This is a genomic window from Natronorubrum halalkaliphilum, assembly GCF_009834785.1.
Lineage (GTDB): Archaea > Halobacteriota > Halobacteria > Halobacteriales > Natrialbaceae > Natronorubrum > Natronorubrum halalkaliphilum.
In genome coordinates this window covers 172,284-197,474 of the sequence record NZ_WUYX01000027.1, presented here as the reverse complement: position 1 = coordinate 197,474, position 25,191 = coordinate 172,284, and the positions used below count along the sequence as shown (strand labels likewise).

Sequence of the window (25,191 nt, the reverse complement as noted above, 5' to 3'; positions counted from 1 at the left end):
GCGATTGCGATCACCAACTACGAGCGAGGACACGATCCAGGACGTGAGAAACTCAAACTATGAGTTGGATTCTATGACACGCTCCGGTTTGTAATAATGCGGAACTCAACCTCTCCATTTTCGTTGAGTGTGAGGCCGTACCCTTCATTGTGATTCATCCGTACCGGGTACGGCTCATCGATGTATGTTCGCGGCCTGCCCCAGTCAAGGCGATCGTCGTCTTTGTGTTCGTGGTCGGTTTCGATCTCTTGGAGAGCCCTTCCCGATGAGTTGTTGGGTGGTGTTTTTGATGTGGTTAGCACGTTCAGTAACGGGGTCTTCGATGTCGTCCCAGTCCCAGCCGTGCCGGTCAAGACGGTTGACTTCGTTACGGATACGTCTGGCTTCAAGCGACGCCTCACGCAAGTTGGCAGGCTCACCCTCAGTAATGTCGAGACCGAACGACAGCGAGTGGGTGAGCGCTACCTCTTGCATATGTCTATCATTGTGATAACCCATTGTAAAACTACAGATCCGCAGTGAGAGTTGCACTGAGTGACGGCATTCAGCCCCGGGCACAGTGGCCCGGGGCACTCTGCCTGTTACCTCTGTAGACTCTGTCCAAATATCGTAACAACTGGAACTGTTTGCACATCGATCGCACTGTCCGCCGTTCTCACCCTTCGGGCTCCGAACCGCGCTCCCGTGGTGCGACCGGGTGTGCACTGACTCCTAGGGCTACTATATCTGTTGGTAATATCGACCCGGGGCATGCAAGAGACAGTCCGCGAACGTGGCACAGACCGACAGTTGTTATAAATAATCCATTTATCATGAGATAATGTCTATAATGGCTTAATTTTATTAAATGGGATCGTTCTGCCGGCGTAATTTTTATTATCTATCTATCTGACTGGTTTGTTGTATGTCAAAAGCACTCAAAGTGTCCGGGTTCCTCGGACTAACAGTGATGATGGGCGTCGGAATGTACCAAAACTACTTGAATGCTACTGGGGCAGGAACTCCTGCTTGGTTGATTGGTGGGCATGCACACCTCGGCGTTCTTTCCATATTAGCTATTGTCCTTGGATTTGCAATCCCCGCTTTCGGTGTGACTGGATCCCTCGAGCAGGTCGTGTCGTGGACGTTTATTCTCGGACAATGGGGACTGCCCCTCGTTCCTTGGCTGGCAGTAGGTGGCGGACTCACGTTCCTGCACCCGACGGCCTTCCTCTGGGGTGGACTATTGATGGTCTCAATGTTGATTATGACCTGGCAGGCCGCCGTCCAAACCGACACATCGCTGGGTGGTAGTGGACCAGAACCGGCACCTGCAGACGACTAACCTACACGAAGTCGAAACCTCCAATTATGGCTGGTAAGCACTCCGACCACTACTTGACAGGTCTTCTGATCAACTGATTCAGCGCAGTATCATCGGAAGAAGCGAAATCAATTTGTTGTATCCGTGCTCTGGCTATTGCACACGATTTCTGCCAGTTATCGGACAGCTTGAATAAGGCGTATTGAATGATAGCGCAACTGTGACACAGAACGAGAGCCGAGCCACGAAGAGCAGCGACCGGGAAACGTAGTGTAGTTATCCGCCATCACTTCGTTTCTCCAACTCTGCCAAAAACGACCCACTGAATATAGAGGCCGTGGTCAAGAACCATGTGAGGTGGTTTCTGTTGTCTTACATGGTTGAAATACTTGCACTTCTTATCTGGATTGAGATGCCTCTTCAGATTGTAGACGGTGGACTGAGCGTTCTATTGCTGTCCATACTTGCTCTCGCTGCGTATGCTATTATCGGGGGCCTTGTCGCAAACGACGCGAGGTCTCGACAGATGAATGGGTCTGCGGTATGGGGGCTGGCAGTCTTTCTCGCGCTGCTTTTCGGCACGATATACTCATACGGGTTTGCTAGATTCCTCCCAGGTGTGCTTGTGGTTGGTCTCTACGTGCTGGTTCGGAACTAAATCACCAACCGAGTACGTTAGACGCAGCTCTACCGAACGGCTGGTTCGTTGCCTTCGGCGTGAAACAAACGGGGTCGTTGTGCTGGACTTATCCTCTAAATGTTGCAAGCTGTTTTTATCGACCTCTGATAAGATCAGTCGCATCCGTGCAGGATACAAAGCGCGAATGTGGCACGGGCAGAGAGTCGATTTGTGAAGGGGGTGGACGGTCAGTACAGGGAGCGAACTTTTTACACCTCGGGTTCGCGGTAGCCGAACCTCTCGGCGAAAAAACCTCGATCAAAAAGGCCGCCGTCGCGGGGGTTCACCCCGTTCTGGCGGTGAATCGCTCACTTCGTTCGCGAACATCTGAGCTGTAACGACCGTTCACTACACAGTTCCAGTTGTTACTATAGCAAACCGACGAGCGAGATATAACGGACAGATTCGACAAACTGGCCTGGGTTGTTTCGAGGAGTTCGAGCTAAACGGTCCGTTCTGTAGCCGAAGTTTGACCGGGACCAGTTTCCGACGGCGATGGGTCTAGAGAGTCGCAAGTAGCGCCGGCGATTGCCACGGCGATGCTTTTTCGACTGGTGGCGAAAATGTGACTGATGTCACCGACTTCGTTCGTCGTGAGCGGCGGGATGGCATCCACCCCCCTCGTCACCGGACTCGCACTTGTGACGGCCTCAGACCTGCTTACGTTCCTTACTAATCAGTGGGTGATGGCGACACTCGTCGTCATTCTCGCGTGGTACGGTTCGAAATTCGTCACTAACCGAATCCGTCCCCGACTCGAAGATCGGCTCAGAGCTTCGACGACGAACCTCGTGTTGGTCGCGTTCCGGGTCGCCGTCGTGTTTTATGCGTTCGTTCCGTTTGCCGGATTACTCGGCTTTCGCCCCCAGAACGTCCTCCTCTCGTTTACGGTTCTGTCACTGATTTTAGGGGCAGTTCTCGCTCCGGTGGGTCGGAGCTATATTAGCGGACTGTTCATCGTGTACAACCGACCGTACGAGGTGGGCGACATGATCGAACTCGTCGACCGCGATGAACGCGGCTACGTCGAGGATATCACGCTCGGCTATACAAAGGTCTCGACGCTCGAGAACGCATTTCTGGTCATCCCGAATGAGACCATGCGCGAACGTGACATCCGCAACCTCTCGGCGGGCGACGAGCGTATTCGAGCATCGATCTCCGTCGACGTGAAATACGAAGACGACCTCGACGAAGCGTGTTCACTCCTCGAAGACGCCGTTCGATCAGTCGAAGGGGTCATCAGTGACGGGAAACCGATACACGTCGGCCGATCACGGCTTCCCGCCGAACCCAGAGCCCTCGTCGATGAGTTCGCCGACCATGGCGTTCGCATTACGCTCAAGTACTGGGTGAAAGAACCGTATCTTCCAGCCGCGGCTCGCTCAGCCGTCCAGCGCACCGCATGGAGAGCCTTCAAAGATGCTGATGTCGAAATCGCGTACCCGCATACACACGTCGTGTTCGATGAGACGAGCGGCCAAGCGAGCATCGAACTCGACTCACGCGACGGCGAACAACCCGCTGATCGTGGCAAATCGGCGGAGATGGACTCTCGGTGGGAGTGAACTGGTCGGGGTCAAGTAGTTCGAGAGACCGGCGGCGTCTCGTCATCAAGCGAAACCATGGGTTTCGCGGACCTCGCGAAACGAAACTTCACTCAGTCACGGAAATCTTTGCTTTCCGGACGACCCCGAGGCACTCGGCCTCTTTTTCTGCCGATCAGAGTGAACCCCTATTCCGGTTGCCTGATGGAAGTATCCTCGTTACGTACGCAGGCGTAGTTCCAGTGGTTGCGATACCAAAACCGATTTCCAGTGACTACGATGCTGAACTGATCGGTTCAGTTACAGCTCTTCCCGAATAAGCAACCACTCCAGAGGAAGGACTACGGCCTCCCCCGTTCAGCGAGCGCTCGTCTCCGCTTCGTCCTCACACAGCCACTCGTGAATGATCGCCTCGAGTCCCGCCCGCGTCACCTCGGCGACATCGTCGCGCTCGAGTGTCACCTGATAGATTCGGGCGCCGTTGATGCTGACCAGAAGCAACATCGCGACCTGTTCGGGGTCGACATCGCGGAAGACGCCTGTTTCGATCCCATCCTCGACGATGGCGACGACCATCGCGACGACGGTTTCGTAGTTGCGGCTCCACTGGCGTCGAAACTCCGCGTTGTGCGGTGCCTCTGACCGAATCTCGAGCATGGCGGTCGTCAGCTCCCAGTGGTCGAAGGTGGTTCGCTCTGGCGGGCCGAACAGCAGCGTGTCGATCAGCGTCTCGAGGCGCTCGACGGGATCGTCACCCTCGACGGCGATGTGCTGTTCGAACGCATCCAGCAGGTACTCGAGAAACGCGACGAGGAGGGCCTCTTTGGTGTCGTAGTGGTAGTGGATAACGCCTTTCGTCTTATCGAACTCGTCGGCGATGGCCTGCATCGTCAGGTTCGCGTAGCCGTGAGTACACAGTGCCCGGTAGGTGGCCTGCATGATCGCCTCTTCGGTGTCGACTGGCCCGTCGCCGTTTGCCCCCATCTCACTTCTTCCGTCGCAAAATGATCAAAAAAGGGTTTGGGTATCGGCTGGATACCGGTAGTCGACAGCGGAACGACCGCTCGATACGGGTTTGGAAGAGTCGCTGGAGTACGGAGTCCGTGGTCCGTGGTCTGTGGTTCGTGGCCCGGGGTTCAGAGCCCGGAATCCCGAGTCTTCACCTTACAGTTCGGGGTGTTCGTCGTCGACGATCTCGAGCACCGCTTCGGGCGACTCGATCCGATAGGAGACCGCCGGCCCGTCTTCGGCGCCGAAGGCGACGCCCCGGAGGCCCACGTCGGCGGCTCCTTTCACGTCGTGGTCGTAACGATCGCCGATCATCAGGGATCGCTCGGGCGATGCGTCGGCCTTCTCGAGCGCCGTTTCGAACATCGCAGGGTCAGGTTTGGTTCGCCCGACCTCCTCGGAGGTCGTGATCGAGTCGAAGTGTTTGCGAACGCCGAAGCGCTCGAGCATCCGTTTTCCCGCCTCGTCGTCGACGTCGCTGAGGACGCCAACGTGGACGTCCCGCTGAGCGAGTACCTCGATCGTCTCGACGGCACCTAGAACGGGTTCGATCGACGACTCGACGTGGTCGTCGAAGGTGGGTTGCCACCGCTCGCGGGGCAGGTCTTCGCCGACGAGGACCTCGACGCCCGTCGCGTACGCCTCGCGGGCCGATTGGAACTCGGTCCCCTCGCGTTCGCGAAAGCGGTTTCCGACGGCCGTCCGCCACGTGTCGACGGCGTCTTCGACGTCCTGCTCGAGATCGTGCTCCTCGACGAGGTCCGCGACGAACGCGGCGTGGGCTCCCTGAACGGACTCGAGGTCGAGGATGACGCCGCCGATATCCCAGAAGACGGCGTCCCACGGTGTGCGTTTGGCGTCGTCGCCGCCGATATTCGCCTTCTTGTCGTCATTTCGACTGGCACCAGAGTCGCCATCGCCATCGCTTCCGTCCTCGCCCCCGCTCACCGGTCGGCCCTCCGAACGTTCGATCGATCGACCTCGTCGATACTCGCACAGCCCGAGAGGCCAACCGTCAGATCGACGTCGGCGAGCAGGTTCTCGAGGACGGACCGGACGCCGTCCTCGCCGCCGATGCCGAGTCCGAGCGCGTACGGCCGCCCGAGTAACACCGCGTCGGCCCCCAGCGCGACCGCTCGGAAGACGTCGCTCCCGCGGCGAATGCCGCTGTCGAAGAGGACTGGAACGTCATCGTCGCCGGCGTTATCGGTGGCGTCCTCGACCGCATCGACCACGTCCGGCAGCGCGTCGAGCGCCGGAATCGCGCCGTCGACCTGCCGGCCGCCGTGGTTCGAGACGATTACGCCGTCGACGCCACGGTTGATTGCCTCGCGAGCGTCGTCCGGATGCAAGACGCCCTTGACGAGGATCGGCAGGTCCGTCTGTTCGTCCAGCCACTCGAGATCGTCCCAGGTGAGCGACGCGTCGCCGAAGCACTCGCTCCAAGATTCGATCGATGCCTCGGGGTCAGCCCACGGGTCGTCGCCCTCGAGGCGGTCGCAGAAGGCAGGGTCCTCGAAGTAGTTTTTCAGACCCTGGCCCTGCAGGAACGGGAGGTAGCCCAGTTCGATGTCGCGCTCGCGCCAGCCCATCTTCGGCGTGTCCAGCGTGACGACGATGGCCTCGTAGCCCGCGGTCTCGGCCCGTTCGATGAAGCTGGCCGCAACGTCTCGATCAGCACTCCAGTACAGCTGGAACCAGCCGGGACTGTCGCCGAGTTCTGTCGCGACCTCCTCGAAGGTGTGCGAGGAGACGGAGCTCAGAATCATCGGAATCTCGAGGTCGCTCGCCGCGCGGGCGACGGCGAGCTCGGCGTCGTTGTGGAGAATCCCCTGGACGCCGATCGGCGCGAGCATGACTGGCGCGGGGTACTCGGTTCCGAAGAGTTCGATGGAGAGGTCGCGACTCGAGACGTTTCGCATCATTCGCGGGACGATCTGCCACGTATCGAACGCTCGGTCGTTGGCTTCGACCGTCGATTCCGAGCCCGCACCGCCTGCGACGTAGGCGAAGGCCTCGTCGCTGAGTTCCTCGCGAGCGCGTTCGACGAGATCCTCGTAGGCGACGGGAAACTCGGGCGGTTCGCCCTCGAGCATGCCGCTGCGGTAGACCTCCTGTTGCCGTTCCGGTCCGTACTGGGGGGTATCCTGTGGAGTATCGTCTGTCATAGCTGATCGATAGCGGCCTGCGGACTCCCGATATAAGCCCAGCCCGCTGCTGTCTGCGTATCTGTGTCACTAATTCGCACTCACTTAACGCTACGGTCTGTGGTGTCTATGCCCAACTTTATTAACAATCTCTGCATATTGGCGATTGGATCTAACAATGGTAACGAGCCAGCTTCCAGTCGTCGGTGATCGCCGATGAGTACCGAACAGTTCAGCGTCGACGGCGAGACCGCCATCATTACCGGCTCCTCGAGCGGAATCGGTCGCGGCATCGCGGAACGGTTCGCCGCCGACGGTGTCGACGTCGTCGTCTGTTCGCGCGAGCAGGAGAACGTCGACCCCGTCGCCGAGGAGATCAACGAAAGCGACAGTCCCGGCCGAGCGCTGGCGATCGAGTGCGACGTGACGGATCGAGACGCCGTCGACGCGCTCGTCGAGGCGACCGTCGAGGAGTTCGGCGGACTGGACGTCCTGGTCAACAACGCCGGCGCGTCGTTCATGGCCGGCTTCGATGACGTTTCGGAGAACGGCTGGAAGACCATCGTCGACATCAACGTCCACGGCACCTACCACTGCACGCACGCCGCCAGCGAGCACCTCAAGGACGGCGGCGGCTCCGTGATCAACTTCGCGAGCGTCGCCGGCCAGCGCGGATCGCCGCTGATGAGCCCCTACGGAGCGTCCAAGGCGGCCGTCATCAACCTCACGACGACGCTATCCTACGAGTGGGCCGAGGACGATGTCCGCGTCAACTGCATCGCCCCAGGCTTCGTCGCGACGCCGGGCGTCGAGAGCCAGATGGGCGTCTCGGCGGACAACATCGACCGCGAGGAGGTCGCCCGCCGGATCGGTACCGTCGAGGAAATCGCCGACGTCACACAGTTCCTCGCGAGTCCCGCGTCGTCCTACGTCGTCGGCGAGACGATCACCGCACAGGGCGTCCCGCAGATCAGCGAAGACCACGACGTGTAGGCTCGGATCGTTTCGAACCGCCGTCGTCAAGCCGTACCGTGTCGGTCCGTGCGTTTCAAGGACCGAAGTGAACGCGAGTAATCACGCCGCCGGTTCCCATACACCCAAAAGGATACGTTTCCTCTATGAACAACGATGACAGAGCGAGATGTCCACCTTCCCGTCGCCGCACAGCCGACGGTCGACTCGATCGTCGACTACACCCAGCGGGCAGAGGAGGGCGGCTACGACTGCGCCTGGCTCCCCGAAACGTGGGGCCGGGACGGCGTGACCGTGCTGACGACGATGGCCGAACGAACCGACTCGATCGACGTCGGCTCGAGTATCCTCAACACGTACTCGCGCTCGCCGGCCCTGTTAGGACAGACGGCGGCGACGCTGCAGGAGGTCTCCGACGGTCGGTTCCGACTCGGCCTCGGTCCGAGCGGCCCCGTCGTCATCGAAAACTGGCACGGAATGGAGTACGGAAACCCGCTCAAACGAACCCGCGAAACCGTCGATATCGTCCGGCAGGTGCTGGCGGGCGAGACCGTCGACTACGACGGCGACGAGTTCGATCTCAACGGATTCCGCCTTCGCTGTGAGGCTCCCGATCCGAGCCCACCTATCGAAGTTACGGGAATGGGGCCCAAAGCCGTCGAACTCGCCGGCCGGTTCGCCGACGGCTGGCACGGCATCATGCTCACCCCCGACGGGATGGAAGCCCGTCTCGAGGACATCGAACGCGGTGCCGAACTCGGTGATCGAGACCCCGACGACGTCCAGGTCACGACCGGCGTCACCTGCTGTGCGCTCGACGACGCCGACCGCGCCCGCGAACTCACCCGCCAACACATCGGCTTCTACATCGGCGGCATGGGCACGTTCTACCGCGACGCACTCGAGCGGCAGGGCTACGACGAAGCCTCGGAAATTCACGACGCCTGGCAGGACGGCGATCGCGAGCATGCACTCGAACTGGTCGACGAGAACATCCTCGACGACCTCTGTGCGTTCGGAACGCCCGACGAAACGCGCGCGCAACTCGAGCGCTACGAGGCCGTCGACGACCTCGACGCCATCGCCGTGAGTTTCCCCCGCGGAGCCGACGAGGATGAGGTTCGACAGACGATGGACGCGGTGGCACCCGAGAACGCGTAAGATTTGGGGGCGTGGCCGGCCCGCCGGCCTGCAAAGCTTTTCTGCGAGTCCTCGCTCCGGGTGCGACCGGTGCGTCGTCCGCTCGAGTCGACCCCGACAGCTACAAACCGCAGATCCTCCCAGTTCGTACCATGCCCGGCAAGGTGAGTCCGGACGAGTTGCTCGCACACGTGTTCGGCCGGACGGGAACGGCTGCCGACGACGAGACAGTTTTGCAAGGACCGGCAAACGGGGAGGACGCCGCCGCGATCGCCCCGTTCGGCGGCGACGAGACGTTTGTCGTCAGCTCCGATCCGATCTCGCTGGCGGCCGAGGGAGTCGGCAGGCTGGCCGTCCCCGTCGCCTGCAACGACGTCGCCGCCTCCGGCGCGGATCCGCGCTGGCTGACGGTCGTCATCATGCTCCCCGACAGGGACACGTCTCTAGAGAAAATTACCAGCGACCTCGATGCGGCCGCTCGCGACATCGGCGCATCGATCGTCGGCGGCCACTCGGAGTACGTCGATCAACTCGAGCGGCCGCTACTCTCGCTGACGGCGATGGGGACGGCCGAGGCGTTCGTTCCGACCAGCGGTGCCGAACCCGGCGACCGCGTCCTCATCACGAAGGCCGCCGGAATCGAAGGAACCGCGATCCTCGCCGCCGATTTCGGTGCCGAACTCGAGGTCGATGAGGACGTCTGCGAGCGCGCCGAAACGTTCATCGAAGAGATCAGCGTCGCTCCTGACGCCCGCGCGGTCCGGGACCACGCGACCGCCATGCACGACCCGACCGAAGGCGGCGTCGCGGCCGGACTATTCGAGATCGCCCGCGCCTCGGGCGTCCGTCTCGAAATCGATCGCGACGCCGTCCCGATCCGGGAGGAGACCGCGCAGTTGTGCGCGGCGGCCGACGTCGATCCTCTCCGGATCTTCGGCTCCGGGGCGCTGCTCGCAACCGTACCGGCTGACGCGGTCGAAGACTGTCTGGACGCGCTCACGGACGCGGACCTCGAGGCCGCCGAGATTGGGACGGTCCGTGCGGGTGAGCCCGAACTCGCGATCGGCGACGAATCGATCACCGATCCCATCGAGGACGATCTCTACCCGCTCTGGGAACACGCCGATAGCGAACGCTGACGACTCCGTCGCCCTCGAGACAGTTGCGGCGGTGCGCAATTGCGGAGTTTCGGATCCCGTTCGCGTGCCCGAATTCGCTTGCATGCGTCTTATTGACACGGGGGCGGTTCCTCTTCCATGGCAAGAGTTGCATACGAAGCGCCGGACGGGACTGCCGAGGAAGCGGTCGACGCCGAGAACATCACGGATTCCGGAAAGGTACAGGGACTCCGGATCAAACTCGAGGATCAGAGTTACGTCCACCTGCCTTACACCCGGGTGTACTGGGTTCGAATGAGCGAGAGCGAGGGGAAAGCCGACTACGCGTCGGCGTAGCTGCTCTAAATCGGATCTCGAGGAGTAACGACCGATCGTTTCGATGTCGCTCCGTCGCGCGATGCGGTGATTGCATCCGGTAACGGGGACACATCTCCGTGCACAGCCCTGTTGCTCACGAAGTAGTACGGAATGAGGGAATGGGGTCGGAGGGATTTGAACCCCCGATCGACTGATATCTCCGGTGCGCCTCGGAACTCCAGAGGGTCATCACACGAGCACTGATCAGGTGCTCGATCAGTATATCAGCTGGAGTGTCGTCCCGGGCGCCGTAGCCTCTGGAGTCAGTCGCCATCCCTGGCTTGGCCACGACCCCTCGTCATTCTGTTGGGGGATCCTGCCTAAAGTGGTTTCGATTCGCAGTGGCAAATCGACCTACAGCCACGGGGCCCGGCCTTCGGTATCCGTGGTGTCATCGCCGGGGTAGGTTCCCGGATCGTGGTCGGTCTCGGGCTCCTCGAGTTCGGTGCTGTCAGCGTCCGACTCGCCACCGCTGCCGTCTGCGATCGGACCCATGCCGACTGCAGCGGTTTCAGCGTGGTCGGTCGATTCCGCGTCCGAGTCGCGCTCGAGCGGGAAGTTGATCGCGAAGACGCCGGCGACGAGCAGTGCGGCGAGAGGTGCCTGGCCGAAGGCCATTCCGAGCATCGACAGCGGAAGCAAACCGAGCGCCACGGCGCTCCCGAAGCGGAAGCGATCGATATCCATATACTCGCGCAGATATGGGCCGCCGAGGGCGACTGCCAGCGCGAATCCGACGCCGATGACGGCGGCGAGGGTCGCGTTGGCGACGAGTGCGGGATCGTCCATCAACGTAAACCTCGCACCGTTCGGTTCGAAACTTGCGACGAGCCCCAGTCCGATGATGACGCCGGGGTTGGGAAGGTAGTCGCCGATCGTCGCGCTGGCGGTCTTGGCCGCGATGGCGAGGATGACCAGCGCTGCGAATCGCGTGATCGTTGCGTCGTTGAGGACGCTTCCGATTGCGGGTGCGAGTGCGGCCTGGATTGCGGCGAGCAGTATCAGCGGAACGCCGACTAACAGGACGATCGTCGCCTGCTCGCGGGGCGTCCCGGACATTTCGGCGAGGATCACTGCGACGGTGGCGCTCCCGCCGAAGATCAGCAATCCGATCTGCACCGCTCCGAGTGGATCGTCTAGCGCGCCCGCGAGAATCAGTGCGGGAAAGACGCCGTCGATAAGCGGCAGCATCATCACCAGTGCCAGCAATCGAACGTCACCGCCCCCTAACCGTTCGAGACTGAGTGCAACCGGGTGTTGTGAACTACTCATCGATTAGGGTCGATGGCCGTGACCCGAGGCCGATGGGTGATAGGGTGGACGGTCCCGGTCTTGCACGGAGGGACACCAATTCGTCCATTTTCGGCCCCGCGCTGTGAGTTTCGTTGTAAATTTCCCGAACTGGAACATGATAGCGTCAGCGGCGACGCTCGTCTGACCAGCCGTTCGGGATTCACTGAAGCTCACAGCGTACATACTGGGACGGAGGGTAGGTGCATCAATAAACGTTGTGTGGGACGGGATTACACAACTCGGCGTATTTTCGCCACTGGGCACCAGATACGCGACTGAATGTACAGAGCTGTATTTGAAGAACTCAGTTACGACTGCCGTTGAATAGACGATTGGTCTATTGTTGAGTCAGTACAGGTGTCATCGAGCAGACGCGAGGCGGTTTGGCCGTTTACGCGCAATGGATTATCCACGATCAACCCGAACAAAGGCCACTTTCGTTCCGCGCTGCCACAGCCCGATTCGGCCGGATCCGCCGTTGGCAGTCACGTCAACCGTTCTCACTCGAACATATCTCGCAACGCTTTTTGCTCACGGGTTCGGACGGTTTACATGGCGAACGACATTCCTGAGCACGAGCCCTATTCTTCGAAACTACAGGTACCGGAGGCACTAACGTTCGACGACGTCCTCCTTCGACCGAAGGAGAGTCGTGTCGAACCCGACGATGCAGATCTCACCTCCCATGTCTCGAAAAGCGTCGAGGTTTCGGTTCCGATCCTCTCGGCGGCGATGGACACCGTCACCGAGAGCGACATGGCCATCGCGATGGCCCGTCACGGCGGCCTCGGTGTGCTCCACCGAAATATGAACATCGACGAGATGGTCGAGGAGATCGACCGCGTCAAGAGCGCCGACGAACTCATCATCCCGCACGATTCGGTCGTTACCGCCGATCCCGAGATGAGCGTCCGCGAGGTCGACGAACTAATGGCCCGCGAAGGCGTCGGCGGCGCCCCCGTCGTCAACACGCGCGGCGAAGTGCTGGGTATCATCTCGAGTACCGACATCCGCCCCCACCTCGAGGTCAACGAGGACGATCCGGTCACGGCAGCAATGACCGACGAGGTCATCACGGCGCCCGACAACATCGACGCCCGCGACGCGTTCGATCTGATGTACGAGCACAAGATCGAGCGCGTGCCGGTCGTCGACGACGAGAACCTCCTCGTGGGCCTCGTAACGATGCAGGGCATTCTCCAGCGCCGTGAGTACCAGCAGGCCGTCCGCGACGAGGACGGACGACTCCGCTGTGGCGTCGCCGTCAGCCCGTTCGAGCAGGACCGCGCCGAGGCCGCCGACGAGGCCGACGCCGATATCCTGTTCATCGACACCGCCCACGCCCACAACATGAACGTCATCGACGGCGCTCGAGAGATCAAGGAGTCCGTCGAGGCCGACGTCGTCGTAGGGAACGTCGGCACGCGCGAGGCGGCCGAAGACCTCGTCGACTTCGCGGACGGGATCAAGGTCGGCATCGGACCGGGGTCGATCTGTACAACGCGCGTCGTTTCGGGCTCCGGGATGCCCCAGATCACCGCCGTCGCACAGGTCGCAGACGTGGCGAGCGAACACGACGTGCCGGTGATCGCCGACGGCGGCATCCGCTACTCCGGTGACGCGATCAAGGCGGTCGCCGCCGGCGCGGACGCCGTCATGCTCGGCTCGTACTTCGCCGGGACCGACGAGGCACCGGGCCGCGTCGTCACGATGAACGGCAAGAAGTACAAGCAGTATCGCGGCATGGGGAGCGTCGGGGCGATGAAATCCGGTGACAGCGATCGATACCTCAAGGAGGAACCCAACGAGGACGACGAGTACGTGCCGGAGGGTGTCGAAGCTGCGACGCCGTACAAGGGAACGCTCAAGTCCGAACTCCACCAGCTCGCGGGCGGCATGCAGTCCGGGATGGGCTACGTCGGCGCTGGAACGATCCCCGAATTCAAACAGCGCAGTGAGTTCGTCCGCGTCTCCTCGGCGGGCCAGGCCGAGAGCCACGCCCACGACGTCGTGATCACCGACGAAGCGCCGAACTACTCGCCGGACAGCGACTGAGCGACCGAGCGACTGACCGATCAAACGGCTGGCTACCCCAGCGGGTGGTACGGGGCACGCTATCGTCGTGTTTTCCGATCAGATCCACGGCCGCGTTGAAGCCGTCGGGAAGATCCCACGAGAACGACTCGAACGCGTTCTCGTTGGTCTCACCGTCGATCGCGACATGCTGCGACATACCGTGACATGCCAATGCGGATAACGAAAGCCTCGACGACGACGGCGCTTTTTCGACGGCTTGAGTACAGCTACGGCGACGGTAACGGTGACGACTACCGCTACAGCTCCACGGCCGACGTCGAGAACGCGCCTTCGTCGACTTCGGGCTCGTACGCCTCGAGTGCGGTGCGGACGAGTTCGAACACGCCCTGTTTGCTCCAGCGGGCGGTGTTGATGGTGAGGTCGTAGAACTCGCGTTCGTCGATGTCGATTTCGTAGTAGGATTTGTACCGGCCAGCTTCGCTGACCTCCCGGACGCGCATTTCGGCTTCGGTTTCGATACGGTCGCTGATCCGGTCGGCCCGGACGTTTTCGGGGGCGTCCAGCCAGATCCGGAGATCGGCGCGATTGCCGGCGAGCCAGCCCGCGAGCCGGGACTCGAGGATGAACGGTTTGTTGGCTGTGCCCCACTCCTCTGCGATCGACTGCAGCCGTTGGTCGAGCGCGCGGTCGATCTCGTCGGATTCGTCGGCCTTCGCCGTTAGCTGGTTGAGACTCATGTCTCGATCGTCCGCGATTTCACGGAAGATGTCGCCGCCGGAGACGTACGGACAGCCCATCGCTCTGGAGAGACGCTCACAGAGCGTCGTCGCGCCACAACCGGGTGGTCCGGAGACGGTGATGAAGAGTGTCGTGTCGATATCGACTGTCGGCGTCTCTTCCGTGGACATGCCTGAGAACTCTTCGTTCAGGGTGAAAAACGGTCCGACTGACGGCTCGCGTTTACCTTGTGGATCGACTCGAGGACGTCCGCCCGAATCTCCGATTGGACGACCCGAGCCTCGAGTCGCCGTTTCGCCGTTCAGTGAGCTATTCGACGGTCGTATCGCACAGCCCGCCACAGCAGAGACTATCACTCACAACGACATGTGAAAAAGCGCCGTAGACGTGATAACATGTATGCGTTAACATGACAACACGACCCGCGAGGAAAACGCGACGTACCCGCGTCACTCGAGGTGAGATTCCGTCCCGAGAGCGACGACCGGGCCGCTCCCTCGAGGGAACTCACCCGATGACGAACGAATTCCCACACTCGGTACAGGTCATCCGGAAGGCCCCTTCGTCAGTGAGTTCGAGCCCGTGGCCGAGTTCCTCCTCGCACTCCTGGCAGTAGATCAGCGACTCGATCTGCTCCCAGTCGTGTTGGGCGCCAGGAGCGCCGAACGCGAAGCCGACGACTGTCTCGTCGCCGTCGTCGTTGTCGTTGTACCCCTTCTGGAACTCGCCCGGCGCGAACCGAATCACCTCGCCGGCTTCGACGGTGACCTCGCTGTGCTCGTCGCTCGCGGGTGCGGATTCATCGTTCGTGTCGCCGTCCCCTTGCAATGCGTGCGTCTCGAACGTAGCCGTCCCCTGCTGGACGTAAAACACCTCTTCCTGATCGTGATGGGTGTGTAACCCGCCCGAGAAGGACTCGCCGGGCTCGAGTTCGAAGTAGTTCATCGCGAAGTCGGTGAAGCCGAGCGCCTTTGAAATCGGCCGTCGAATCGAGTGAACGCCCATCGGATTGGTTTCGATGTCGACGTCGTCGATTTGGACTTTGTCCATACACGGCCGTGTGTCTATTGTGGCATAAAACCGCACGCCATCCCCTTCCAAGCGTCACGAGACCGATGGCCACGACCTCGAGCAACGAAGAGTAACGCCTACGGTCGTCCGTTCCTGAGAATCGACTGTGAACCGCCGTACACTACTTCAGTCCGCCGCAGTAGGAGCCGCCGTCGGGCTTGCGGGCTGTATCGACGGTGTCCGAGAACACTTCGGGCTCCAGGGAGTCATTCCCCTCGAAATCCACAACGAATCCGACCGAACGCACAACGTCCAACTCGAGGCCTACGAACCGACCACCGATCGCCAGAGCTACGACCAGAGTTACTCCGTGACGCCCGGTGAGACGATCGGGGCTCCGAACCTCGACAAGACGAACCAGAGCTTCCGCGTCACTCGAATCGAGGACGAGGAGAAAGTAGACGTCACCGTCGAAACGGTCACCGAGGACACCACCCTCGTGTTGGTCTGGCTCTACAACGATGAGATCGTGATCGAGCCGCAAGACGGCGAGAACGCGGGGAACGAAACCACCTCGAGCGACGCGGACACCGACGGAAACCAGACGTCTGAGACGGACGGAAACGAAACTGACGACGCAGACGACTAGCGGTCTGCGGAACCGTTCCCGGCCCGCGTTCTACGTTGCTGTCAGACCATCGGCGAGCGATATCACCACCGACCGACGCTGACCGGGATCAGGGGTACGGATGGAACACCCGCTCGAGTCGCGGCTCGAAGCCGAGATCGTCGGGCACCGTCTGCGCTCGCTCGCCGAAGAACGGCTCCCCGGTGAACAACGGCTGAGCACCCGGGACGACGACGCGAACCGCCTCGAACCCAGCCTGCTCGACGTCGCGGGTCGTCAGCCGCGCCGCGCACGGCGTCAAGCCGACGTCTCGAGCCCGCGAGACGAGCGCCTCGAGTGCCGCTTCGCCCGACGGGATCGAGTCGGGACCGACGCTGGCGGCCGGAATCGTTCGATCGACGTCGACGAACTCCCGAGCGGCGTCGGGGAAGGAGCCGTAGTCGCCGATCGCACCGGAGGCGTCGGCGGCGTCTTCGGGACCGAGATTTCGCAGTTCCATCCAGTTCTGTAGCGCTTCCTCGAGCGCCGACCGCGCGGCCGCGGTTGCGTCGAGTCCCGCCGCGGAGCCGACGGCGAACGCCGGCCAGTCCTCGTCGCGCGGCCCCATGGAACCGTCCAGCGTGCTCGGATCGCGGTGGACGGCGACGGCGATCACAGGGACGTCGATATCCTGCGTCACGAGCAACGGCGTCACCGACAGCCCCTCGCTTCGGGCGCGGCGTTCGAGGACATCGAAGGCGGCGTCCTCGACCGCCAGTCCGAGCGGCTCGAACGTCGAATACCACGCGAGCATGGTCGCGTCGCGCTCGAGGACCTCCGTCAGTCCCGATACCAGGGCGTCGACGGTCGACGAGCCGAGTCCGAGGCCGGTCGTGATCGACGGGACAAGTCGCTCACCGGGCTGTGGGAACTGGACCGCCGCAGCGGGCAGGTGAACCGACTCGCCGGTCGCGAGGTTCTCCCCTGGAACCCATCGGTGCTCGTCGCTCGCGTCGTAGTCGGGGGCATCGTCGGGCCGGACCAGCGCCGTGGGAGCGACCGCGTTCTCGAGGGCATCTTCGCTCGCGTGCACGAAGTCGTCGTCCTGGTAGACGCCGGCGCAGTAGCGCTCGAGTCCCTCGCCGACGGCTTTCATCAGCGCGGCGTTCCAGTCGTCGGCGACGCCGGCGGCCTGGGTCGGTGCGCTGGCGTCGCTAAAGCCCGACGTGTCCGCCGTCGTCGCCAGGTAGTACGGCGCGGGGAACGACTCGACCTCGCCGATGCTGGTGACGACCCCGACCCGGTCGTCGATCGTCGCTTCGGCATGTTCGACGACCGCGTCGAGACCGAGCGTCTCGTCGTCGCGCTCGAGTGTCCGTTCCCGGCTCCCGTCCTGACAGCCACAGCCCGGAACGGGCAGGAACCGCCGCCTGTGGTGGGGCAGTTCGACCGTTGCGCCGATCACCGACCGCTCGTCGCCGGAGAAGACGCGAACGCACTCCCTGCCCGCGAGCGCGCCGGCCAGCCGCGCCGTACTGCGATCCGCCTGCGGTCCGTCGCTCAGCTGTCCCTCTTCGAGGTTCGAGGCGACGCGAGCGCGGAGACAATCGAAACAGCCCGTTCCGGGTGCGAACCCCGAGACGGCCGCATCTACCGCCGACAGTGGGTGGCCGCCGACGCCGCCGATCTCGACGGCGACCCAGGGGGTGGCGCCCGCTCGAGCCGCGTCGTTCGCCCGCCGGAACGTGGCCGAGCCGGCGACGTCGCTGACGACGGCAAACCGGGCGGTCTCGAGGTCGTCCGGACTGGCGTCCTCGACGGTAACGTCGACGTCTCCGAGGGCGGCGACGACGGCCGCACGGACCGGATCGTCGCCGACGACGTGAATGTGCATACGAATACGCTCACAGGCCGGCGTCAAAAGCGCCGCGCTCGCGGGTCGCGATTGCGGGTCGTCCTCAGAGTGACTCGAGTGTGCGATGTAGTGGCGAGCCTATGACAGCAGGGCGTAGGGCTGGGTGCGTACTGAACGTATCACTCCCGCTTCGTCTTCCAATCGGTTGGGCCGTTCCGTCGCCCCGTATCTCCGCCGCGTAGGCGGACCCGCAGAAAAGACAGGTAGCGACCGTTCTTTCGCACCCCATTAGGCGTCGCGGCACTTCCCGGGAGGCCGTGAGCATAGCTGTTGCGTGATAACGTGAGCGAACACGAGTCGCGTCTCGGCCGCTGAGCCGTCCGTGTCGAACTCGCGTCGAAGGCCCGACCCCCTCGGCGATCTCCTCGCGCTCGAATCCGCCGCGCGAGTCGCTCAGTCGACGAGGTCCTCGAGTTTGCCCTTCGTCTTGTCGACGGCCGTCTCGAATCGCTCCTCGATTTCCTCGACGGAGCGCTCGACGAGACGGACCCGCTCTCTTGGGACCCGACGAACGACATCGTTGCCGTCCGCGTCGGTCCCGTAGGCGAACAGCCAGTGTCCCTGAAAGTACGCGATTCGATCGTTGTCGACGGTGGCTCGCTCGAGGTCGCCCGTCGGGGTCTCGTAGACGATCGTGGCCTTGCCCAACTCGAGATCGGTTTCCGCGTCGGTGTCGATATCGACCATGCTCGAGGCGTCCACGCTCGGCGGGGTAGGGCTGGGCCCGGCAGGTGCAGCCAGTTTGAGGACGGCCGTCTCGAGCCGCACCGGTCACTGCTCGCCTCTGGGACTCGTGGACCCGGAAAGTCGGGACAATCGTCGCTCGAACAGCACCCGTCGGACGGTGGGACGGAGACGACGTTATTCTTCTTTGATCCGACTCCCGCCCGGCGGCATGAAGTGCTGAATCCGGTCCGGGCTGGCGATCTTGCGAACGAACGACTCGTCCGCGAACTCCTCGCGGAAGCGCCGGTAGAGCCGCTTTGCGGCGTCGGCCTGGGCGTAGCGTCCGGGCTCGAGTTCGATCGTCGTCTCGGCCTGTCCCTCGACGGCCGACGGCGGGCCGCCGATCACGCGGGTGTAGGGTTCACACTGGATGCCGACTGCGACGGCGACCGGCGTATCCCGATGGTAGGTTCGGTCGCCGCGGATCGCGAACCCGCCTTTCTCGAGGTACTCGCCGCTTTCGGGAGTCTTCGTGACCTGATCGGAGTCGACGGCGTAGACGTCGCCCGCGTAGCGGCCGTCCTTCCACACCGAAGAGTAGGTAACGGCGAACTGGGCGGCCTCCTCGATGCTCGAGTCGGGCAGTTCGATGTCCGACGAGGAGGCCTCGCTGGGATCGGTCGCCTTCAACACGGTGACGGGGCCGCCGTGGGCCTGCGTGTGAAAGACGGTGTCACCCGGCTCGAGATACTTCTTGACGAGTTCCTCGTTCTGGTCGGCGTTTCGGCCACCGATCACGAGATAGCCGTCGCTGGTGTGGAACCACCGGAATCGATCGAACCAGGGCTCGTTCTCGCGGATCGGTATCGACGGCGCGGCGAGCCAGTCCCGATCCTGTCCGTCGTCTTCCTCCTCGGCGTCGTCCGCCTCGTCCTGATCCGTTGCCTCCCACTCGTCGCGTCGGCGCTTTGCCTCCTCGAGGTCCGTTCGGGTGTTTTCGATAGCCGCCAGCGCGCCCTCTTTCTTCTCCTCGACGCGCTTTGCCTCGGTGTAGAGACGGTCGGCGTTCTGCTCGACGCCCTGCTGGGCCGCGAGGTCGATCCGCTCGCCGTCGATATCGACCGTCACCATCCCCTCGCTGTTATCGATGCCGACGACGGCCTCGGCGGCCTCGATGCCCTGATCAGCACCCTCCGCGAACCGTTCCTCGATCTCGTCCCACGGCCGATCCTGCTCGCGGGCGTTCTGGATCGTCGAGAGAATGTCGTCGACCAGCCCGTACTCGGCGTACAGCAACTCGGCCTGGTCTCGCAACTCGTCGGCCTGCTGTTCAAATCCCTCGATCGCGCCCTGCTGTTGTTCGATGATCCGCTCGTGTTTGGCGATCTCCTCCTCGAAATCGGGGCGCTGGTCGGTCGGATCCGGCTCCTCCTCGTCCTCGAGTTCAAGCCGGAAGAAGTAGTCGTCGAGCGCGGACAGAAACGAGTCGTAGGGATCGGCGGCCAGTTCGGCGTGTTCCTCGAGCGGGAAGGGTGTCGCGTCGACGACGCGGGCGTTCTCGGCGTTGCTGTCGGTGCCGTCGTCGCCACCGTCGCCACCGTCGTCGCCCTCAGCAGGCTCCTCGAGGTAGAGCCGCGGTTCGAAGTTCCCGTTTCGCAGGTCGAGCGCCAGCCGCTCGATGGCCTCGTATAGCCGATCGTAGACGGCCTCGTCGGCGTCGTCGATACCCATCCCCTTCTCGACGCCGGCGCGGGTACAGACCTCCTCGGCGTAGAGGCCGCCGAAGTTGAGCTGCGTTGCGAGGGTTCGGACGACGTCGGTGTCCGAGTCCTCCATCTCCCGGTCGAAGACCTCCCGGGAAACCGTCAGCGGATTGATTCGGCTATCCGGGAACTCGTAGCGCGAACCCGGCACGACCGTTCTGGACTTCAGCCGGACCGTCTCGAGGCTGTCGATCACCTCGTACTCGCCGTCGGTGACGGCGACGTTCCCCTGGCCGAACAGCTCGACGATGATCCGGGTGGTGCCGTCGTCGCGCTCGAAGACGAACTCGAGGATACGGTCGAACTCGTACTGCTCGACGCCGGCGAAGTCCGCACCGGAGAGTCGGTTCCGGAGCATCATCGCGAACTGCGGCGGCCGTCCGGGGGCGTCCGGGATTCGCTCCGGGGCGACCGTGTGGGCGCGCTTGATCTCGCCGACCTCGAGGACGAGTTCGAGGCGGCCCCGATCGAAGTCCCGCATCTTGAGTCGGACGAGGTCGTCGCCGTAGAGATAGGCCTTATCGACCTTCGCACCCTCGTAGGCTCCGAGTTCCCCGACGAGGGCGGCGAGGTCGACGCTCGTAAGCTCCCGCTTTGGATCCATACTCGTAACTGCCCGGCGCTGTCAAAAAGGCGTGTCGCTCCGCCGGCCTCAGCGTCGGTTCACGGCCCCGCAGTCGGTCCGGTCGGAAAAGCTAATCCGCTCCGGGATCGCATGTTGCGGTATGAACGACGGCGTCGACGTCAGACGCGTGTGGGGAGGGGGCCGAAATGTGTCGTCCAGCCGGCAGCACGCTCGGGATCGACACGGAGACCGGGCCGAGCGTCAGTCATCCAGCGGAGGTCACCAGCTATGAGCCAGCCCGACGCCCGCCCGTGGACGGACGTCTCCAAGTTTTCCACGTTCGTCGACCACCTCGAGGACGAGGGCGCGTTCTCCGTCCGGTCCATCGTCGACCAGCTCGACGAGGAGATCGACGTCGACGGGATCGTCTACCACGACCGAGGCATTCGCGCCCCCGGCTACGACGCCACGTTCGTCCACGAGCCGGCCGGCGCTCGAGGACGACCCGCCTTCAGCATCGAGGTCGACACCGTCGGTCCGCGAAACACCTGGGCCGTGTTCGACGCGACGCTCGGTTGGGATCTCTACCTCCTGCAAGCCGACGGCGTGGCGGCGCTCGCCTGGGTGAGCGACGAGGAGTACAAGACCGAGGAAGCCGCGATGTTCGAGTCCAAACACGAGGCACTCGCGGCGGGCCGGTTCTCGTTCGGAGTCTTCCTCTACGCAGGCGACGACTGGGACGAGCGCGTCGCTCGAATTCAGGGAACGGATGCTCCCGCGTATCTCAAGCGCGACGACGGGACGCCCGTGATCCCGCAGAGCCCTTCGGAGTTCTACGATTACATCGGCTCGACGGCCACCGAGTTGCGACAGACCGGCGGCGGCGCGCCCGAGTATCTGGGTATTCTGGAACTCGAAGTTACGGTCGACTAACGCGGCGACGGGAGCCGTCAGTTGGGCGTGATTCGGACGGGAGCTGTCAGTTAGGCGTCCCCCGCCGAGGCGAGCGCCGCGTCGAAAAACGCCACCTCGAGATCGACGGTCCGCCGGAACAGCGACTCGACTCGAGCCTGCCGTCGCGGCGACAGCGCTGGCCCGATAGCGTCGAGTTGGCTCCGAAGCCAGTCGACGAAGTCGCGGAAGCCGTCGGTCGCGTGGAGGTCGATCCACTCGACGTAGTAGAACGGAAGATCGGCACCCGCGCTGGGTGAGCCGTCGGCCCCGGACTCGGCGTACGCCTCGACGGCGGCGACGGCCCACCGCTCGTAGATCCACTCGGCCGGCACGAGCACGGCCAGCGTCTCGGCGTACCCGCCTTCGGCGGCCCCGCGGCCGAGCAGATCGACGAAGGCCGCGGTCGGTTCGACGAGTTCGGGATCGTTCCGACGTGATTCGGGCACCTCGAGCGCCTCGAACGATCGCTCGAAGTAGTCGTTCTCGTCGTCGGTGATCGTATCGAGAAACTCGACGAGCGATCGTTTGGCCGCCATATCGGGCGCCTGCCCGACCACGTGGCCGAAGGCGCCGACGAGGTCGTTCACGAAGGCGTAGTCTTGGACCAGGTACTCGACGAACGCGTCTTCGGAGAGCGTCCCGGCGCCGAGTTCGTCCGTAAACGAGTGTTCGATCGCGTCGGTCCACGCGGGTTCGGCCCGCTCGCGGAGCCAGTCGGTGAATCTGGGGTCGTCGGTTTCGTCGGTCCTAGTCGCGTACTCCGTGTACTCCGCGTACGTCTCGCCAGTCACAGCTCCCACCCCTCGAGCGTGTACGCCATCTCCCAGAAGCGGTACTCGAGTTTGGCGCTCGTGAGAAACGCCTCGCGCATGGCGTCGTGTTCGCCGGGGTACCGTTTGCCGCAGTGATCGACGAACTCCCGACACCAGGCCGTCGCGTCGCGGAACTCATCGCCGGTGTACATCTCGATGAACGGCGTGTATCGGTGGGTCTCCTCGGCGAGGTCGGCCATGTGTTCGGCTACGTCGAGATAGCCCTGCATGCACGGGTACAGCGCCGCCGCGATCTCGGCGATCGATCCCTCGTAGGCGGTTCGGACGAGGAAGTTCGTGTACGCGTGGCAGGTCGGCGCCTTCTCGACGGTCTCGAGTTCCTCGCGCGAGATTCCGTAGTCGGCGGCGAACTCCCGGTGGAGTTCCATCTCGTGGTCTAACACCTCGTGGGCGACGCCCAACAGGTGGGTCATCGTCTCCTCGTTGCGAGCCTTCGAGCCGGCAATCGAGAACAGTCGCGCGTAATCCAGCAGGTACCTGTAGTCCTGTTTCACCCAGTGCTGAAACGCCGCCTCGTCTACCGTTCCCGCCGCGAGTTCGCGAACGAACGGGTGTGCTTTCTGTGCCGTCCAAACGTGCTCGCCGTCCTCGAGAAGCTGATCACTGATACCCATCTCCTCTCGAAGTTCGATCTCCGCAGTATTATAATTAGATGGTATAATACAGTTATTACAGCGACGAGACGCGGACCGCTCTCCGGCGGGACAGCAGGTGGGTTGCAGACGACATCACGGTCGACGAGTTACCGGAGTGAACAGTTACCCTCGCTCACGAACCCATTCCGTATCCTGGGCAGTTACAACAGCTTCGAATTCGAACGGGTCGAACGAAACGGACACGCCGTGATGGGTCGCCCAGTGGGGAGCGAGCGAACCGGGGAGCACACGGCGTGCCGGGTGAGAGGCAATTCGGTGTACCGCTGTCGGTTTGGGGAGCAGACAACGGTGCCGACAAGCGTCGGCATGACGGAATCCATCGCGAGGCACCATAAATTTTCTGTACTAGAGGAAAGATTTTATGAGCGTGGTTCGCCGTTTTCGAGAGGTGTCAGTCCGAGACGCGAGGACATCGTCACCGTGCTCCACCCGAACTACTGCTCTCAGAGCCGGTTGCGGAGGGACCGTTCCGCGTTTATCGGCCTCGAAACGCCGCGACGCCCGATAGACCGAGTCCTTGAGCGGCCGAACCCAATACCGATCCGCCACCGGTGGCCTTTTCTCACGAATCGGCGAACACAGTGGCATGACGTTCCACTCTTCCCTCCGAAACCGAGAGCCGCTCGTCGGCACCTGGGTCGCGCTGAGCGATCCCGCGATCGCCGAACTCAGCGCCCGCCTCGAGTTCGACGCCGTCGTGATCGACGGCGAGCACTCGACGAACTCGATCGAGACGATCACCGAGATGGCGCGAGCGATCGACGCCGCAGACACCGACACCGACCCCGGAACGATCGTCCGCCTCTCGGAGAACGATCCGACGGAGATCAAACGCGTCCTCGACGCCGGCGTCGACGGCGTGATGGCACCGATGATCGACACGCCCGAGGACGCACGCGCGCTCGTCGAAGCCACTCGCTACCCGCCCGAGGGCATCCGTGGCGTCGGCTACGGCCGCGGGACCGAGTACGGCGAGGCGTTCCCAGAGTATCTCGAGCGTGCAAACGAGGACCTCATCACGATCGCCCAGATCGAAACCGAAGCCGGACTCGCGAACGTCGAAGAGATCGCCGCGGTCGACGGGCTCGACGGACTGTTCGTCGGTCCCGCGGACCTCTCCGCTGCGCTCGGCGTCTTCGGCGAGACCGACGGCGGCGAGTTTCTCGAGGCCGTCGATCGGATTCTCGAGGCAGGCCACGCCGTCGACAAGCCCGTCGCGACGCTCGCGTTCGAGGAGGACGAGATCGAGCGGTGGGTCGACCGCGGCTTCGACTTCGTGCTGGCCGGCGTCGATATCGACTACGTGAAGGCGGGCGGTCGACGGGCGAAGGCGATGTTCGAAGCGGCGATGGACACGCGAGACGAGTGAGTCACCTATCTCAGTTTTCGGTGCTTGAGAGAGTTCGATATAGGAACTCTCTGAGCGAACATCATGTCGAATTCGAACGAAGGAAGCGTCACAAGGCAATACGGTACCTCACCTGTTATGAATCGACAGCTACTCACTTCCGTGATCGGTGCTGAGCAAGCTGATTCTCGGACGGGTCCCTCAACCGTCTATAATATCAACTAGAACTGTCATTCGTCTTTAGTTAATATTCACAGTAATACTCAGTAACATCGTTTTTCGTCCAGATCCAACTCTCTCAAGTCGGCTATGAGGAGAAAACAGAGTTTGCGAGGTGCACTTATCGACCGATTTGGCAATACCAGAGTCCGAGTCATGACTTCTCTCGTCTCTAATAGTGTTATGCATAATATAGTCTATAATATTATTACTGGGCTTAACTAAAGATCAATGCTGGAACTGTTTACACACCGATCGAACCCGCTTACGGCGGCGTGTCGCCGTTCGCATGGTTCGCGGGATCGTTGATCCCGC

The 25,191-nt window shown here is 62.5% G+C and carries 23 protein-coding genes and 1 tRNA gene; 11 read left to right on the top strand and 13 right to left on the bottom strand.

Going from position 1 to position 25,191, the window contains the following annotated elements; genetic code table 11:
• Window positions 1-904: 904 nt before the first annotated feature.
• From GS429_RS08815 to GS429_RS08805, 3 genes are all read left to right on the top strand, one after another.
• On the top strand, window positions 905-1,324 hold the full coding sequence (locus tag GS429_RS08815) for a DUF8059 family membrane protein (RefSeq protein ID WP_235920778.1): 420 nt from the start codon (window positions 905-907) through the stop codon (window positions 1,322-1,324).
• Between the two features lie 355 nt (window positions 1,325-1,679).
• Window positions 1,680-1,961: a hypothetical protein gene (locus tag GS429_RS08810; protein ID WP_160064657.1), complete on the top strand. Its 282-nt coding sequence runs from the start codon at window positions 1,680-1,682 to the stop codon at window positions 1,959-1,961.
• A 593-nt stretch (window positions 1,962-2,554) separates the two neighbouring features.
• Window positions 2,555-3,550, top strand: coding sequence for a mechanosensitive ion channel family protein (locus GS429_RS08805; RefSeq protein WP_235920777.1), 996 nt, complete (start codon window positions 2,555-2,557; stop codon window positions 3,548-3,550).
• 336 nt (window positions 3,551-3,886) lie between these two features.
• On the opposite strand, the gene GS429_RS08800 is transcribed toward GS429_RS08805, so the two are convergent.
• The 3 genes from GS429_RS08800 to GS429_RS08790 form a co-directional block, all read right to left on the bottom strand.
• Entirely contained in the window at window positions 3,887-4,513 is a 627-nt protein-coding gene (locus tag GS429_RS08800; RefSeq protein ID WP_160064655.1) for a TetR/AcrR family transcriptional regulator, read from the bottom strand.
• A gap of 180 nt (window positions 4,514-4,693) precedes the next feature.
• Entirely contained in the window at window positions 4,694-5,410 is a 717-nt protein-coding gene (locus GS429_RS08795; RefSeq protein WP_328821310.1) for an HAD family hydrolase, read from the bottom strand.
• A 71-nt stretch (window positions 5,411-5,481) separates the two neighbouring features.
• Window positions 5,482-6,705, bottom strand: a complete 1,224-nt coding sequence (locus GS429_RS08790) for a lactate 2-monooxygenase (protein ID WP_160064653.1) — start codon at window positions 6,703-6,705, stop codon at window positions 5,482-5,484.
• Window positions 6,706-6,900: 195 nt separating this feature from the next.
• Here GS429_RS08790 and GS429_RS08785 point away from each other — a divergent pair, with 195 nt between their 5' ends.
• The 4 genes from GS429_RS08785 (at window position 6,901) to GS429_RS08770 (ending at window position 10,250) form a co-directional block, all read left to right on the top strand.
• Complete coding sequence (locus GS429_RS08785) at window positions 6,901-7,677, top strand: SDR family NAD(P)-dependent oxidoreductase (RefSeq protein WP_160064651.1); 777 nt, start codon at window positions 6,901-6,903, stop codon at window positions 7,675-7,677.
• A 135-nt stretch (window positions 7,678-7,812) separates the two neighbouring features.
• The gene (locus GS429_RS08780) at window positions 7,813-8,817 is read left to right on the top strand and encodes a TIGR04024 family LLM class F420-dependent oxidoreductase (RefSeq protein WP_160064649.1); all 1,005 of its coding nucleotides are present in this window, start codon (window positions 7,813-7,815) and stop codon (window positions 8,815-8,817) included.
• Between the two features lie 131 nt (window positions 8,818-8,948).
• On the top strand, window positions 8,949-9,935 hold the full coding sequence (locus GS429_RS08775; RefSeq protein WP_160064647.1) for an AIR synthase family protein: 987 nt from the start codon (window positions 8,949-8,951) through the stop codon (window positions 9,933-9,935).
• Window positions 9,936-10,052: 117 nt separating this feature from the next.
• Complete coding sequence (locus GS429_RS08770) at window positions 10,053-10,250, top strand: hypothetical protein (protein WP_160064645.1); 198 nt, start codon at window positions 10,053-10,055, stop codon at window positions 10,248-10,250.
• 141 nt (window positions 10,251-10,391) lie between these two features.
• On the opposite strand, the gene GS429_RS08765 is transcribed toward GS429_RS08770, so the two are convergent.
• Both GS429_RS08765 and GS429_RS08760 read right to left on the bottom strand, forming a co-directional pair.
• Window positions 10,392-10,566: transfer RNA gene (locus GS429_RS08765), tRNA-Trp, on the bottom strand.
• Window positions 10,567-10,625: 59 nt separating this feature from the next.
• Entirely contained in the window at window positions 10,626-11,543 is a 918-nt protein-coding gene (locus GS429_RS08760; RefSeq protein WP_160064643.1) for a DUF5794 domain-containing protein, read from the bottom strand.
• Window positions 11,544-12,116: 573 nt separating this feature from the next.
• Between GS429_RS08760 and guaB the strand changes: the two genes are divergently transcribed.
• Window positions 12,117-13,619 carry an IMP dehydrogenase gene (gene guaB / locus GS429_RS08755; protein ID WP_160064641.1) on the top strand — a complete coding sequence of 501 codons (1,503 nt, stop codon included), beginning with the start codon at window positions 12,117-12,119 and terminating at the stop codon, window positions 13,617-13,619.
• Here the strand turns inward: guaB and GS429_RS08750 are convergent.
• The 3 genes from GS429_RS08750 to GS429_RS08740 all read right to left on the bottom strand — a co-directional run bounded on the left by GS429_RS08750 (window position 13,579) and on the right by GS429_RS08740 (window position 15,389).
• A complete protein-coding gene (locus tag GS429_RS08750) occupies window positions 13,579-13,797 on the bottom strand; it encodes a hypothetical protein (protein WP_160064639.1) in 219 nt (72 codons plus the stop codon). The two genes, guaB and GS429_RS08750, sit on opposite strands and share 41 nt — an antisense overlap.
• A gap of 100 nt (window positions 13,798-13,897) precedes the next feature.
• Window positions 13,898-14,509, bottom strand: coding sequence for a (d)CMP kinase (gene cmk / locus GS429_RS08745; RefSeq protein ID WP_160064637.1), 612 nt, complete (start codon window positions 14,507-14,509; stop codon window positions 13,898-13,900).
• Between the two features lie 337 nt (window positions 14,510-14,846).
• On the bottom strand, window positions 14,847-15,389 hold the full coding sequence (locus tag GS429_RS08740; RefSeq protein WP_160064635.1) for a cupin domain-containing protein: 543 nt from the start codon (window positions 15,387-15,389) through the stop codon (window positions 14,847-14,849).
• 127 nt (window positions 15,390-15,516) lie between these two features.
• On the opposite strand from GS429_RS08740, the gene GS429_RS08735 reads away from it, so the two are divergent.
• On the top strand, window positions 15,517-15,999 hold the full coding sequence (locus GS429_RS08735) for a hypothetical protein (RefSeq protein ID WP_235920776.1): 483 nt from the start codon (window positions 15,517-15,519) through the stop codon (window positions 15,997-15,999).
• Window positions 16,000-16,087: 88 nt separating this feature from the next.
• On the opposite strand, the gene GS429_RS08730 is transcribed toward GS429_RS08735, so the two are convergent.
• The 3 genes from GS429_RS08730 to rqcH form a co-directional block, all read right to left on the bottom strand.
• A complete protein-coding gene (locus GS429_RS08730; RefSeq protein ID WP_160064633.1) occupies window positions 16,088-17,851 on the bottom strand; it encodes a YcaO-like family protein in 1,764 nt (587 codons plus the stop codon).
• Window positions 17,852-18,265: 414 nt separating this feature from the next.
• Entirely contained in the window at window positions 18,266-18,559 is a 294-nt protein-coding gene (locus GS429_RS08725; protein ID WP_160064685.1) for a hypothetical protein, read from the bottom strand.
• Between the two features lie 174 nt (window positions 18,560-18,733).
• A complete protein-coding gene (gene rqcH, locus GS429_RS08720) occupies window positions 18,734-20,905 on the bottom strand; it encodes a ribosome rescue protein RqcH (protein ID WP_160064631.1) in 2,172 nt (723 codons plus the stop codon).
• Between the two features lie 249 nt (window positions 20,906-21,154).
• Between rqcH and GS429_RS08715 the strand changes: the two genes are divergently transcribed.
• Entirely contained in the window at window positions 21,155-21,799 is a 645-nt protein-coding gene (locus GS429_RS08715; RefSeq protein ID WP_160064629.1) for a hypothetical protein, read from the top strand.
• A gap of 50 nt (window positions 21,800-21,849) precedes the next feature.
• Here GS429_RS08715 and GS429_RS08710 read toward each other — a convergent pair whose 3' ends face one another.
• Window positions 21,850-22,611: a TenA family protein gene (locus GS429_RS08710; RefSeq protein ID WP_328821306.1), complete on the bottom strand. Its 762-nt coding sequence runs from the start codon at window positions 22,609-22,611 to the stop codon at window positions 21,850-21,852.
• Window positions 22,608-23,267: a thiaminase II gene (gene tenA, locus GS429_RS08705; protein ID WP_160064627.1), complete on the bottom strand. Its 660-nt coding sequence runs from the start codon at window positions 23,265-23,267 to the stop codon at window positions 22,608-22,610. The genes GS429_RS08710 and tenA overlap by 4 nt, the downstream gene beginning before the upstream one ends.
• A 628-nt stretch (window positions 23,268-23,895) precedes the next feature.
• On the opposite strand from tenA, the gene GS429_RS08700 reads away from it, so the two are divergent.
• Window positions 23,896-24,678 (top strand): HpcH/HpaI aldolase family protein, encoded by a 783-nt coding sequence (locus tag GS429_RS08700; RefSeq protein WP_160064625.1) that lies wholly within the window; start codon window positions 23,896-23,898, stop codon window positions 24,676-24,678.
• Window positions 24,679-25,191 lie beyond the last annotated feature (513 nt).